This is a genomic window from Novosphingobium pentaromativorans US6-1 (assembly GCF_000767465.1).
GTDB lineage: Bacteria > Pseudomonadota > Alphaproteobacteria > Sphingomonadales > Sphingomonadaceae > Novosphingobium > Novosphingobium pentaromativorans.
Genome location: NZ_CP009292.1, coordinates 216698 through 230547 on the forward strand (window position 1 = coordinate 216698; position 13850 = coordinate 230547).

General features: G+C 62.3%; 8 protein-coding genes. 5 read left to right on the forward strand and 3 right to left on the reverse strand.

Annotated features, from left to right (window positions below; translation table 11 throughout):
* Positions 1-80 precede the first annotated feature (80 nt).
* The 3 genes from JI59_RS19735 to JI59_RS19745 all read right to left on the reverse strand — a co-directional run bounded on the left by JI59_RS19735 (position 81) and on the right by JI59_RS19745 (position 6947).
* Complete coding sequence (locus JI59_RS19735) at positions 81-2507, reverse strand: TonB-dependent receptor (RefSeq protein WP_007014627.1); 2427 nt, start codon at positions 2505-2507, stop codon at positions 81-83.
* 137 nt (positions 2508-2644) lie between these two features.
* Complete coding sequence (locus JI59_RS19740; RefSeq protein WP_052118005.1) at positions 2645-4399, reverse strand: sulfotransferase; 1755 nt, start codon at positions 4397-4399, stop codon at positions 2645-2647.
* A 235-nt stretch (positions 4400-4634) separates the two neighbouring features.
* Positions 4635-6947 carry a TonB-dependent receptor gene (locus JI59_RS19745; protein WP_007014624.1) on the reverse strand — a complete coding sequence of 771 codons (2313 nt, stop codon included), beginning with the start codon at positions 6945-6947 and terminating at the stop codon, positions 4635-4637.
* Between the two features lie 195 nt (positions 6948-7142).
* Here JI59_RS19745 and JI59_RS19750 point away from each other — a divergent pair, with 195 nt between their 5' ends.
* The 5 genes from JI59_RS19750 to JI59_RS19770 all read left to right on the forward strand — a co-directional run bounded on the left by JI59_RS19750 (position 7143) and on the right by JI59_RS19770 (position 13794).
* Positions 7143-9152 carry an alpha-glucosidase gene (locus JI59_RS19750; RefSeq protein WP_039858129.1) on the forward strand — a complete coding sequence of 670 codons (2010 nt, stop codon included), beginning with the start codon at positions 7143-7145 and terminating at the stop codon, positions 9150-9152.
* Positions 9149-10162, forward strand: a complete 1014-nt coding sequence (locus JI59_RS19755; protein WP_007014622.1) for a LacI family DNA-binding transcriptional regulator — start codon at positions 9149-9151, stop codon at positions 10160-10162. Before JI59_RS19750 ends, JI59_RS19755 begins: the two co-directional genes overlap by 4 nt.
* On the forward strand, positions 10159-11073 hold the full coding sequence (locus JI59_RS19760) for an aldo/keto reductase (protein WP_007014621.1): 915 nt from the start codon (positions 10159-10161) through the stop codon (positions 11071-11073). The genes JI59_RS19755 and JI59_RS19760 overlap by 4 nt, the downstream gene beginning before the upstream one ends.
* A 126-nt stretch (positions 11074-11199) precedes the next feature.
* Entirely contained in the window at positions 11200-12288 is a 1089-nt protein-coding gene (locus tag JI59_RS19765) for an LLM class flavin-dependent oxidoreductase (RefSeq protein WP_007014620.1), read from the forward strand.
* Positions 12289-12306: 18 nt separating this feature from the next.
* Positions 12307-13794, forward strand: coding sequence for a glycerol-3-phosphate dehydrogenase (locus JI59_RS19770; protein ID WP_007014619.1), 1488 nt, complete (start codon positions 12307-12309; stop codon positions 13792-13794).
* Positions 13795-13850: the final 56 nt, after the last annotated feature.

The window sequence follows — 13850 nt, forward strand, 5'->3', positions numbered from 1 at the left end:
CATGACCTCAGGTGCCGGAGATGCGAACTTGAGCCCAAGGTTACCGCCGGTCAGGCAATCCGTACCAGACCGGCGCGCATTCAGTAGTCGTAGCCCACCTTGATTCCGAAGAACTGTGGCTTGGTGGGATAGGCCATTGCGTATTCGCCACAGAGCTGCGGCGCGCAGACCGTGTTGAGCGACAGAATGCCGTGGCTGGAGAAGGCATTCTGGATGAAGCCTTCCACGCGATACCGGTCCCAGTTCATCCCGATCGAGAAATCTGCGGTTGTGAAGCCTTTCGTCGGGCCCACTGCGGCAAAATCGCTGTCGGTCAGGAAAGACCGAGTCCCGCCCTGGTGACTGACGGTCGCCTGAATGAATGCCGTCCCCGCACCGACGGGGGCTTCATACCGCGCAGTCGCGTTACCCTTGAACTTGGGCATGATCGGCAGGCGGGTGCCCGAAGGCGTGGATTCGCCGAGTGAGCAGTCTGGATTGTTGGTCGCGTCTAGATAGCAGAAGCCACGTGAAAGTTGTGCATCGACATAAGTGGCCCCGGTGGAGAGCGAAAGGCCGCCGAAGCGAACCGAGAGATCGCCCTCTATGCCGTAAATGCGCGCATCGCCGGCATTGTAGGTGTTGGTGACGCCGTTTTGACCGAACGGGACCAGGCCGAACTGCAGGTTCTTCCATTTCTCGTAGAAGACCGCGCCATTGAACACCGCAGGACCGAAGCGGGTTTTCCATCCGATCTCGTAATTGTCGAGGGTGTCGGACTTGAAAGGCCGGACTCCGGGCCTGCGGTTGTTGCCACCCGGGCGATAACCGCGCGAAACCGTGCCGTAGAGCATGATGTCCGGCGTCGCCTGCCATTTGATGCCCCCCTTCCAGATGACACCGGACTCGTCGATCTTCTTGTCGACGCTCTGGCAGGGCACATCGGGTATGTCGGTCGGGAAGCAGATCGACGGATCCACGCTGCTGCCGAAATTCAGGCCCGAGAAACCGAAGATCGTATTCTTGGCCATGAAGCCGCGAATGCCGCCAATGACCGTGACCGAGGGGACGATATCGTACTCCGCCTGGGCGAACATCGCATAATCGCGGTCCTTGCGGTTGATGCGGGTGCGAAAGGCCGTGTCGGAATTGGGGAATGGCACAACCCAGTAGGGATCTACCGCCGTGCCCAGACCCTGGATATCGTAGTCGGCAAAGACCTTGTCGGTCTGGATCTGCAGGAACATTCCGGCCGTCAGCCGGAAGGGCTTGTCCGATGGTGAACTGACCCGCAGCTCCTGCGTGAACTTGGTGTACTTGTCCTTCAGGATGGCGTTCTGGGTCGGGTCGAGGAACTGTCCATCGGGCCCGATGAACTTGGTTGCATCGCTGAAATAGGTGACGCCGTCATACTCGTACGTGTAGCTATCGTAAGCCACACTGTAATAGGAATAATCGGGCCGATTATCGACGGTACGCTCGAAATAGCCGCCGACATAGGTGATGTCCCAGTCGGAAAGCTTCCCCTGGACAGTAAGCGCCGCCTGCCACCATTCGTCCTTGTTGTAGCCGGGCAGATAGGAGGTGACCGTCAGGTAAGGCTTGGCTGACACTGCCGGGCGGTTGGCGTTGGCCTGTACATCGCGAACCGGCCCCCACAGGAAACTGCCGTGGGCTACCTGGTGCTGGTACATGAAGGAAGGTGTAACCGTCCAGGAATCGTCGAGTTCGATACCGAGCGCAGCGCGGCCGCCGGCAGTTTCGACATCGTTGAAGTCATCCTCCACCAGCGCATCGTTGGTGACGGTGACACTGGTCGTCGGGTCATTGTCGTCCAGATAGAATGTGCGCGTACCGGGCTTGTTGTCGATGTAGCCGCCCTGTTTTTCGTAGAAGGCGCTGACACGCAGGGCCATCATGTCGTTGAGCGGCAGGTTGACGTAGCCTTCGACCGAGCCGCCGAAATCGCCTTTGCCCCATTTGTTGGCCTGGAGGTCGATCGAGCCGGACGTCTTGCCCGGATCGGGTTTGTTGGTAATGATCCGAAGCACGCCTGAAAGCGAGGAAGCCCCGAAAAGCGTGCCCTGCGGCCCGGCGAGAGCCTCGATCCGGGCAACGTCATAGACATGGAAGTCTACCGTTCCCCCGATTGTCGTGACCGGAACGTCGTCAATATACATCGAGCTGGTCGGCAGGGGGCCGATATGCAGGCCGTCACCGCCCGAAGATACGCCGCGGAAGAAAATCTGCGACTGGCTAGGCCCGAACGACTGGAAACTCACGCTAGGCAGGATCTTCGCGTAATCGTCGAACGAGGCGACATTCGCGTTCTCCAGGCTTTCCGAACCCAGGACATTGATGCTCAGCGGAACTTTCTGGAGGCTTTCTTCCCTGCGCTGCGCCGTGACGATGATTTCACCGCTGTATTCATCGCCAGCCTGCTGGGCATGTGCGGCGACGGGCGCGATGAGAGAGGTCGTTGAAAGCAGAGTAAAGGCAAGCCGGCCCTTGCGGATTCCTCGAAGCATGCGGAAACCCCCTGAGTTGTTGCGGCATGATTTGTCATGCGCGACTATTCGCAAAGCGAATTTTTGCAGTGCGTTACCTCTTGTGTTGCTTTTTGAACTTGGCGTGTCCCTCGCGCCACAGTTCCGACGCTATCTTTTCAGACCCGGTAGTCCTCGAGAATGGGGCCCAAGGCATCACGTAGCGGATGCAGGCCCGTCTCGACGGCACGCCACAAGCCGGCCCCGTCGCGATTGATGGGGCGGCGAACCTGCTCGGAACTTGCGGTGCGCACGGCACGGTCGTTTTCGAAAAAGCGCAGGCAGGCTTCTTCGAAGGGCAGATTCAGCGCGTCGAGCAGGCTGCGGGTCGCTTCCTCCGGGTCGTCCAGCAGGTCCTCGTGGATGACGCGTACGATACGACCGGGCATTACGGCATCGAAATGACGCATCAACCGGACGTAATCGGCGTAGTAGTGGCCGATGTCTGCAAGGTCGTAAGAGAAGGCCTGGCCGCTGGCGTAGTGCTGACGAAAGTTCGAATAACCGCAGTCCAGCGGATGACGCCGGGCATCGACTATACGCGCATTGGGCAGGATGAGGTGGATCAGTCCGGCGTGGAGCCAGTTGTTCGGTGTCTTGTCGATGAACAGCGCCTTGCCTTCGCGGCGATGGATTTGCGTGCGCTCGAGATAGGTTTCGCCCAGTTCGCGCAGCCGGTCGGGGGTGAGCGCAGCAATGACTTGCGGATAGCTTCCCTCCTTCCCCAGCTGCGATACCAGAGAGAGAATGTCCGGCAGTTCCATCGTGCCTTCGACCATGGAGTGGCTGGATAGGATCTGTTCGATCAGCGTTGAACCGGCGCGGGGCATGCCCAGGACGAATACCGGATCGGGTTGATGGCAACCCTGTCCTTCTCGCGCGGCGAGGAACGGGCTATCGAAAAGGGCTATGGTGCGATCCACCGCGCTCGAAGTGCGCTGGGCGCGATAGGGAAGCTGCTCGCGGCGCAGGGCATTGGCCTTCAGGTAATGTTCGAAGCCTTGTTCCGGCCGGCCGCCGTCCTCAAGCGCCTTGGCGAGAGCGAAATGGAGATGATAGCGATCCTCCGTGCTGGCTGAAGGCTCGGCAAGAGCACCCTGGATCGAGGGGATGTCAGCCTCTTCCAGGCGCACCGTCTTGAGATTGGCGATCGACCACCAGGCTTCGCCATAGGCCGGGCGCAGTTCCAGCGCGCGTCGATAGGCGGCCACAGCGTCGGCCTGACGACCCACGGTCTTGAGCGCGTGGCCATAGCTTGTCCAGATCCGCGGCTGACGTTCGCTGCCGGCGCGTGCCAGAACGCTTTCGTATAGGCTGATCGCTTCGGCGAATTCACCAAGCCGTGCAACCACGGCTGCACGCAGGACGCCGTTGCCCGGACCGTCATCGGTCAGGCGGTCCAGTTCGGCAAGGGCCTCGACTGTCTTGTTCTGGCGATAAAGGGCCATAGCCAGATTGGTGCGAGCAGCAACGAAGGCTGGGGCGAGCTCAAGCGCCCGGCGCAAAAGCCTTTCCGCATCCTGATAGCGGCCGATCCGACCGGCAACTTCAGCCAGCATCCGGATCGCGGCGACGTCGAACGGGTTTTCCCGCAGGCGGCCCCGGAGAAGAGGTTCGGCCTGCTCAAGCCTGTTGTGAACCATCGCATGGCCGGCCTGAATCAGGGCCGGGTCAAGCGTGGAGGCATCGATTGCAGCAAGCTCTTCGGCGCTGGCGCGCTCCTCACTGCCCAGGGCGCGCAAGGCGCGGGCGGCGAGGCGATGGGCTTCCGCGTCATCCGAATTTCGGGCCAGTAATTGCTCGCAGTTACGAAGAGCCGCGCGTGGATCCTCAGCCAATTCCCTGCGTATGGCGGAATAAGTCGCTGGCGTCATGCGCGGATCGACACCTCGTCGCGGTTGATTTCGGTTCCGGTCATACAGGACAAGATTTGCAACTGGCAATGACTTGCGCAAGTTCGATGACCTGCAAGCCCGGAAAGTCAGTCCCGAGTTGGCAAGATCGCATTCGGCTCGCGGCGCAGGATATCGCGAGGAAATCAGTCGGCGCAAAGAAAATGCCCCCTCGCCGCTGCGCGAGGGGGCACCGGGGGAGAACCGGCAGGTTGGGTTACATGCGCGCTCGCAGGCTGACGCCGAAATAGCGGTCAGCATCGCGCGGGATCTGCAGGCGCTGACCATCGGAAACGTTCAGCAGGACGTAGCTTTCATCCGTGATATTGCGGAGGTAGAACGTCAGGCGGTACTTGTCATCGGCATCGGACAGGCCGAGCGAGGCATTCCACTGACCGTAGGCGTCAATCGGTCCGGATTCGCCGAGGTCCGAATACTGCTTCGAGACATGGCGATAGTCGGTATTCAAGTAGACGACCATGTTGCCGACGGGACGCTCGTAATCCGCACCCAGGGTATAGGTGAACTTGGGCGCCAGCGGCAGCCGCGTGCCGTCGCGCGCGTCGGGGGCATTGGTCAGCGGGTTCGGGTTGAAGCGCTTGACCTTGGCATCGGCATAGGCGGCGCTGGCGCGCAGCGTCAGGCCGGTGACAGGAACGGCCGTGAAGTCTGCCTCGAAGCCCTGGCTCTTGACTGTGCCGGCATTGGTCAGGTTGGTGACCACTGCGCCGTTCAGCAGCACGAAGTTGTTGGCCTGGAAGCCGTCGTACTGAACGGTGAACCCGGCAAGGTTGAGCTGGACCTTGTTGTTCAGGAATTGCGACTTGAGACCGACCTCGAAGGCATCGGAAGTCTCTTCGTCGATCGGCACGGCATTGGTCGGTGCGGTGTGGTTGAAGAAGACGTTGAAGGCCGGGCCCTTGTAGCCGCGCGTGTAGCTGCCGTAGAGCATGATGTCGCGGCTCGGGGTGAACTGCACGACGGCCTTGCCGGAGAGGTTGCTGTTGGAGCTCGATCCGCTGGAGACGTTGGTGCCGTTACCGCCGCTTGCAATCGTGCCGCCTGCCGGGTTGCCCGAAACGCCGGGTCCGGTTGCCGGAAGGCCCGTCGTCGCGTTCACGCCGGGTGCGCGAATATGGGTGAAGCTGAGCTCGTCCCAAGTGTAGCGCAGGCCGCCGGTAATCGCGAACATGTCACTCAGGCGATAGGTTGCCTGCCCGAATACGGCATAGTTCGACGAGTTGACGTCGCTGGCTGAACTTGCGGTCGGGAAGAGGGTATTGACGGTGTCGTCGAGGTTGCACGGCTGCCCGCCGGTGATGGGATCGACCGGCAAGGTCGAACTGGCGCACGTGATGTCGCGGCGGGTGAAATCCTGCTTGTTGTCTGAATGCCAGAGGAAACCACCGACCTGGTAGTAGAACGGGCGCGACTGGTCCGAAGCGATGCGCGCCTCGAAGGACATCTGCTGGGTCTTGACCACGCCATTGTCGTGAAGCTGGGCAGTGCCGACGATGGCGCGGGGCAGGAAGTCGCCCTCGCGGATCTCCTCGTTCCACCAGTTGCGGTAGCCGGTCACGAAGCTCAGCGTATGCGTATCGGACAGATCGATGTCACCCGATGCGGTGAAGCTGTACTGCTTGTCACGCGTGCGGGTTACCAGATTGTGGTTTACGTAGCGCTGGTCTTCGCCCAGTGCGACACCGCCGGGCAGGCCCAGTTCTGCGTCGAGCACCGGACCGCGGCTGGCGCCGGTTACGTCGGCGCAGCAGTCATCGTCGGCATGGAAGTAGTCGGCAATGAAGCGCAGGCGGGCAATCGAACCGGAATAGTCGACGATGCCGCGAGCGCCCCAGTGCTCGTACCCGTTTACCTTCTTGTTCTTGCCGCCGTAGACATTGGTGATGTTGCCGTCGTAGGTGCCATAGAATCCGGTGACGCGTGCGCTCCAGTCCTGGCCGAGCGGACCGGAAACGGACGAGCGCAGGCGGTATTCGTCGCCTTCGTACCATTCGGCCTTGGCTTCGGCCTGGAGCGTGTCGGTACCGCCCTTGGAGACGATGTTGACGAGGCCGGCCGACGCATTCTTGCCGAACAGCGTGCCTTGCGGGCCGCGAAGGACTTCGAGGCGGTCGGCATCGACGAGGTCCATGAAGGCCTGGCCCGAACGGCTCAGGACCACGCCGTCGACGACGGTGGAGACACTCGGTTCTGCGGCGATGGAGAAGGTGATCGTGCCGACACCGCGCATGACGATGGCGCTGTTGGCGCTCGTCGTACCCTTGCGGAAAGTGACAGAGGGAACGATTCGCGTAATGTTTTCAAGGCTGGTGGCCCCGGTCTGCTCGAGCCGGTCGCCCGATACCGCGGAAATGGCAATGGGAACGGACTGCGCGTTCTCCTTCACCTTCTGCGCCGTGACGATGATTTCCTCGACTTCCTGTGCAGAGGCAAGAGCGGGTGAAAGCAGCGCCATCGCGCTTGTGGAAGCGGCCAGCGCCCACGCGAACTTGTGCCTGGAAACGTTCATAGTAACTCCCCTCCCAATACGGGCTCGACTTGGTTTTCATTCGCTTCCGTGCTCCCTTGCGGAGCCTGTCGGAAACGGGCCTTCATTGATGCTTGCATTGCCAGCGTGTCCTCGGTATGTCAAGCGGTGTCATACGCAAATGCAGAAGCACACAAAGTGCCGCATTGGGCAGGGCGACATTAGAGAGGAAATGCATTGGAAGTGCGTATTCTGGACGCTGGAGACGGTTTCGACCTCGAGTATCGGGGGCGCGTGGTCCTGCGTCACAGAGAATCATGTCCAGCGTTGGACATTGCGCGCGGCAAGTCCTGTGTGGAGATGTATCGAGGCAACTTCTCGATTTCCGACGAGCCATCGGGTCGCATAATTCCTGCAAAGTGGCGCAGGGCCGATGGAGGTATCGAGTTCCTTGACGCCGGTTCGCCCTGCGCGGTGCTGCGCATCGATGGGACGCGTTTGCAGTTCGATGTGCTGCTCCCCGGGTATGATCGCATTACCGTCAGGTTCCATGCCGAACCTGAAGAGGTGGTCTGGGGCGGCGGCGAGCAGATGAGCTATCTGGCGCTCAACGGTCGCAGCTTTCCGATGTGGACCAGCGAACCGGGCGTGGGGCGCGACAAGACAACCGAACTGACCCGCATCATGGATGAGCAGGGGATGGCCGGCGGAGACTATTGGAATACCAATTACCCGCAACCCACCTTCCTTACCTCTCGGTGGCTTGCCGTGCATCTCGATGCTTCCTGCTACAGCGTGCTCGATTTCTCGGACCCCGCCGCGCACCGCGTCGAGGTGTGGAGCGGATGCGCCCGCTTCGAACTGTTTGCCTCCAGCGGGCCCCTGGAGCTGGTTTCGGCACTATCGGCGAGGTTCGGCCGCCAGCCGGCCTTGCCCGAATGGGCCATCGGCGGCGCGATTGTCGGCCTCAAGTCAGGTGCGAGCAGTTTTGAACGGCTGGAACGCTTCATCGATGCCGGCGCGGCCGTGTCAGGCCTGTGGTGCGAGGACTGGGCCGGCATTCGCGAGACAAGCTTCGGGCGCCGCCTGTTCTGGGACTGGGTCGGGTCTGAGCGCAGTGAGGCCCGATATCCCGATCTCACGGCGTCCATCGCGACGCTTGCCAAGCGGGGCATTCGTTTCCTCGCTTATGCCAATCCTTACCTGGCGGTCGACGGGACGCTCTATGAGGAAGCCCTGGCAGGCGGTCACTTCTGCCTGCGTCAGGACAGTGACGAGGTCTATCTCGTCGACTTCGGCGAGTTCGACTGCGGTGTCCTCGATTTCACCCGGGAAGAAACGCGCGACTGGTTCGCCGAACGTATCCTTGGGCGCGAAATGCTGGATATCGGAATTTCCGGATGGATGGCGGATTTCGGCGAGTACCTGCCGACCGATCTGCGCCTCGCCGACGGATCCGACGCCATGGAAGCCCATAATCGCTGGCCGGTCCTGTGGGCGCAGGTCAATGCGAAAGCCTTGGCTTCGCGCGGTAGGACAGGCGATGCGCTCTTCTTCATGCGGGCCGGCTTTTCCGGGGTGCAAGCCTATTGTCCGCTGTTGTGGGCCGGAGACCAGTGCGTCGATTTCACGCGCCATGACGGCATCGGGACGGTCGTGACTGCCGCGCTTTCTTCGGGGCTGGTCGGCAATGCCTACAGCCACTCCGATTGTGGCGGCTACACATCGCTCCACGGCAATGTCCGCAGCGTCGAGCTGATGCAGCGTTGGTGCGAGCTGTCGGCCTTTGCGCCGGTCATGCGCAGCCACGAGGGCAATCGCCCCGATGACAACCTCCAGTTCGATTCCTCATCTGAATTGCTGGATTGCTTTGCGCGCTGGAGCCGGGTCCACGCGCATCTGGCACCCTACGTCCGCCACTTGTGCCACGAGGCGCAAGGGGCGGGTCTTCCTGCCCAGAGGCCATTGTTCCTGCATTATCCCGATGAACCTGCATTGTTTACGGTGCAGGATCAGTTCCTCTACGGTGCCGACATGGTCGTGGCACCCGTCATCGAAGAGGGAGCCGAGGCGCGCCGGGTGATCCTGCCGGGCAGCGGTGTCTGGAGACATTGCTGGACGGGCAAGGTTTACGCACCCGGAGTTGCCGAGGTTCCCGCTCCGATAGGGCAGCCGCCTGTGTTCTATCGGCCGGACAGTGCCTTCGCGCAGCTGTTTGCCGGACTGGAAGGGGTGTTGCGGGGATGAGTGAGCGGGCGAATATCAGGGACGTGGCAGCCATGGCCGGTGTGGCGGTGAAGACGGTCAGCCGCGTGCTCAACGGGCATCCCTACGTCAGCGCGGATACGCGTGCGCGGGTCGAGGAGGCCATGCAGAAGCTCGATTTTCGCCCGAGCGTTGCCGCCCGCATCCTGTCCGGATCGAAATCCAACCAGATCGCCCTGATCTACGACAACCACAGCCCTTTCTACATGTTCCAGATCCAGACCGGATGCTGGGAACAGTGCAAGCAGCACAACATCCGCCTGCTTGCCCAGCCGGTCGACGTGACCGATCCGACCGTTGGCGAACAGGTGCGCGGTCTTGTGACCGAGACGCATGTCGACGGGATCATCCTGTCCTCGCCAGTCACCGACTGCGAACCGGTGCTGCGCGCACTCGAGGCGCTCGACCTGCCTTTCGTGCGGATCTCGCCGGGTACCAACCATGCGCTCACCAGCTCGGTGTTCATGGATGACACGCAGGCCGCAGATGACATGACGACCTACCTGATCAACCAGGGCCATCGCCGTATCGGTTTCATAAAGGGACACCAAAGCCACATGGCGTCCGAAGATCGCCTCTTCGGCTATCGCCGGGCACTTGACCGGGTCGGCATCCAGTTCGAACCTTCGCTCGTCTTCGAAGGCGAGTTCGATTTCGAAAGCGGCGTGCGGGCGGCGCAGTACCTGCTCGACCTGCCCGAAGTGCCGACCGCTATCTTCGCGTCGAACGACGACATGGCCGCCGGAGTCCTGGCCGAAGCGCATACCCGCGGGATCGAGATTCCGGCGCAGCTGTCGGTGACCGGCTTCGACGATACGACCCTGGCCCGCACGGTATGGCCGCCGCTCACCACCATTCACCAGCCGATGGCGGAGCTGGCCCAGACCGCCACCGAGATCCTGATCGCCGGAAACGAGATCACCCACCGCCGCCTGCCCCATTCCCTTATCGAGCGCGCATCCGTCGCGCCGCCTCTCAGGAAGACCATATGAGCCAATTGCCTGCCGCCCCTGCCGTCCGAACTCTGGGTGCCAGCGGCATCGAAGTGTCCTCGATCGCGTGGGGCATGTGGCGCCTTGCAGAGGGTGGGCGCACCGTCGATGAAGCTGCCCGTCTCGTGAACACGGCTCTCGATGCCGGGATCACCCTGCTCGATACTGCCGATATCTACGGTTTCGACGGAGTGGCCGGGTTCGGCGATGCAGAGGCGCTGTTGGGCGAAGTGCTGGCCCGGGATTCCTCGCTGCGCCCGCGCATGGTGCTGGCAACCAAGGGCGGCATCTGCCCGCCGCTCCCTTACGATCAGAGCACCGCCTATCTCAACGAGGCCATCGATGCATCGCTGCGCCGCCTGAAGGTCGAGCAAATCGACCTCTGGCAGGTCCATCGTCCCGACATCCTGACCCACCCGCAGGAAGTGGCGCGCGCGCTGGAGGATGCCGTTGCGGCAGGCAAGATCCGCACGCTGGGCGTCTCGAACTTCACCATCCACCAGATTGCCGCGCTGGATTCGTTCCTTGGTACCAGGCTGGTGTCCACCCAGCCCGAGATCAGCCCCCTGCGTATCGACTGCTTCGAGAATGGCGAACTCGATCAGGCGATGATGATGGGCCTGCTCCCGATGGCATGGTCGCCGCTGGGCGGCGGACGCCTCGCCAATCCGCAGAGCGCGCGTGACAGGGCGGTTGCCGCGGCGCTTGGCGCGGTGGCCGATGCCCATGGCGTATCCAGTACGGTTGCGGCCTACAGTTGGCTCATGGCGCATCCGGCAGGCATCGTCCCGATTATCGGGTCGCAGCAGGCCGAGCGGATCGTCGAAGGAACGGCGGCGCTCAAAGTCCGCTGGACCAGGCAGGAGTGGTACGGCGTTCTGGTCGCGGCCCGGGGAGTGCCATTGCCCTGAGCCAGGAGTTCCGCACCTGCGGAGCTGAACGAGAGTAACAGTAACTATTGCTGGACATGCAAACGTGCGCCCGGACCGGGTGACCCGGCAACCGCGTACGCCTGATTGATGTGAGAGGAGATCGAAATGTCAGACCGGAAATGTGAAATCGCGTGGTTCTCCGCATTGTGCGACGACGATTACGAATTCCTCGGGGTTCCCGATCCCTATCTCCAGTCGAGCTGGGAGCATTGCCGCAATATCGTGATGCGCGCCGAGGAAGGCGGTTTCGACAATATCCTTTTGCCATCGGGCTACCAGCTCGGGCTCGATACCACGGCTTGTGCCGCTGCGGTGGCGACGCAGGTGCGCCGCATGAAATTGCTCTGGGCCACCCGCATCGGTGAGGACTGGCCGCCCCAGCTTGCGCGCCGCATCGCAACGCTCGACCGCATCCTCGGCCCGAATGCCTCGGGCACCGGCGGCCGCCTCAACGTCAACATCATCTCCTCCGACATGCCCGGCGAAAAGCTGGAAAGTGCGCGCCGTTATGCCCGCGCGACCGAGGTCATGAAGATCGTGCGTACGCTCCTCGATGGCGAGCACCTCGATCACGAGGGCGAGTTCTACAAGCTCCAGCTCGACCCGCCGCGCATCGGCACTATCTCTGGCAAATGTCCCGCGTTCTACTTCGGGGGATTGAGCGAGGATGCGCGCGAATGCGCTGCCGAAGGCTGCGACGTCTATCTCATGTGGCCCGATACGATGGACAAGGTGCGCGAAACCATCGCCGACATGAAAGCGCGTGCTGCGCGATTTGGCCGTAGTCTCAAGTTCGGATACCGTGTCCACGTCATCGTCCGCGAAACCGAAGAGGAGGCCCGCCACTATGCCGACCGCCTGTTGTCGAAGCTGGATGACGAAGCGGGCAAGGCCATTCGCGAAAAATCGCTCGATGCGAAGAACTACGGTGTCCAGCGCCAGGCGGAACTGCGCAGCGCCGCAGGGGGAGATGGCTTCGTCGAGGACAACCTGTGGACCGGCATCGGGCGCGCCCGCTCGGGTTGCGGCGCCGCGATCGTCGGCACGCCCGATCAGGTTCTCGCCAAACTTCGCGCCTATCAGGACGAAGGGATCGAGGCGTTCATCCTATCCGGCTATCCCCATGCGCAGGAGGCCGACCTGTTTGCGCGCCATGTCCTGCCGCATATCCAGCACGGTCCGCTCGAAGCCTGACAGAAGGAAGCCACCGAGGTGAGCGAAGAGCTCTTCGACATTGCCGTGATCGGCGGCGGCGTGAACGGTTGCGGCATCGCACGCGATGCCGCGGGCCGCGGTGCGCGGGTCCTGCTGCTGGAAGCGCGCGACCTGGCAAGCGGAACGTCTTCTGCATCGACCAAGCTCATCCACGGCGGCCTGCGCTATCTTGAGCATTACGAGTTCGGCCTCGTCCGTGAATCGCTCAGCGAACGCGAACGCCTCTGGGCGATTGCGCCGCATATCATCTGGCCGCTGCGCTTCATCCTGCCGCATGTGAAGGGGCTGCGGCCCCGCTGGCTGTTGCGCCTGGGCCTGTTCGTCTATGACCATCTCGGTGGCCGCAAGCGCCTTCCGGCGACGCGGTCGGTCGATCTCGCCAGACATCCCGGCGGCAGGCCGCTTAAGGACGAATTCACCCACGCCTATGTCTACTCCGATTGCTGGGTGGACGATGCGCGCCTCGTTGTCCTCAATGCGCGCGATGCGGCGGATCACGGCGCCGAGGTGCACACGGGTTCGCGGGTCGAGGCGCTGACCCGCGAGGCGGAGGGCTGGCGTATCGAGGCAGGCGGCAAGAGCTTCCACGCGCGGGCAGTCGTCAATGCAGCAGGGCCTGCGGTCCTCAAGCTCCTGGGGCAGGCCGGTGAACAGTCCGAACGGCGCATGCGCCTCGTGCGCGGCTCGCACATCGTCGTTCCGCGCAAATTCGAGCATGAATTCGCCTATTTCTTCCAGCTTCCCGACGGGCGGATCTTCTTCGCCATCCCTTACGAGCAAGACTTCACGCTGATCGGCACGACCGATCGCGACCATCATGGCAGCCTTGAGGACGTCCGGGCGAGCGATGAGGAAATCGCCTACTTGTGCGAGGGGGCGAGCCACTACTTTCGCGAACCGGTGACCCCCGGCGATGTGGTGTGGACCTATTCGGGTGTGCGGCCGCTCATCGACGACGGCTCAGGCAAGCCGGAAGCGGCGACGCGCGGCTACACGCTGGAACTGACCGACGAGGATGAGGGGGCGCCGCTGCTCTCGGTCATGGGCGGCAAGATCACCACGTACCGGCATCTGGCGCAGGAAGCCGTCGATCTGCTGTGCCACCGCTTGCCGCAGCTTGCCCACAAGCACTGGACCGACAAGGCGCCGCTGCCCGGCGGCAATTTCTCCGCCGATGAATTGCCCTCAATGTTTGAACACTATGCATCGCGCTATCCGTTCCTGGAGCCGGGATGGCTGCACCGCCTGCTGCGCAATTACGGGACCTTGATCTCGGACATTTTCGGCAATGCCGCAGCGCTGCCGGAATGCGGCATTCACTTCGGAAACGGATTGACCGAATGCGAGGTGCGATACCTCGTTCAGCGCGAGTGGTGCCGCAGCGCGGAGGATTTGCTGTGGCGCCGGACCAAGCTGGGCCTGAGAATGAACGCGCAGCAAGTCGATGAGCTGCAGAATTACCTTGCGAAACTGACGCCTGCTTGAGGCTGGATTGCGCTTGCCATCCAGGGTTGGGGCGGGCGCAGACGATCACGGATTGA

Bases quoted from the DNA above. Each gene is read 5' to 3' on its own strand.
- JI59_RS19745 (WP_007014624.1), bottom strand. From the start codon at position 6,947: ATGAACGTTTCCAGGCACAAGTTCGCGTGGGCGCTGGCCGCTTCCACA.
- JI59_RS19735 (WP_007014627.1), bottom strand. From the start codon at position 2,507: ATGCTTCGAGGAATCCGCAAGGGCCGGCTTGCCTTTACTCTGCTTTCA.
- JI59_RS19755 (WP_007014622.1), top strand. From the start codon at position 9,149: ATGAGTGAGCGGGCGAATATCAGGGACGTGGCAGCCATGGCCGGTGTG.
- JI59_RS19760 (WP_007014621.1), top strand. From the start codon at position 10,159: ATGAGCCAATTGCCTGCCGCCCCTGCCGTCCGAACTCTGGGTGCCAGC.
- JI59_RS19740 (WP_052118005.1), bottom strand. From the start codon at position 4,399: ATGACGCCAGCGACTTATTCCGCCATACGCAGGGAATTGGCTGAGGAT.
- JI59_RS19765 (WP_007014620.1), top strand. From the start codon at position 11,200: ATGTCAGACCGGAAATGTGAAATCGCGTGGTTCTCCGCATTGTGCGAC.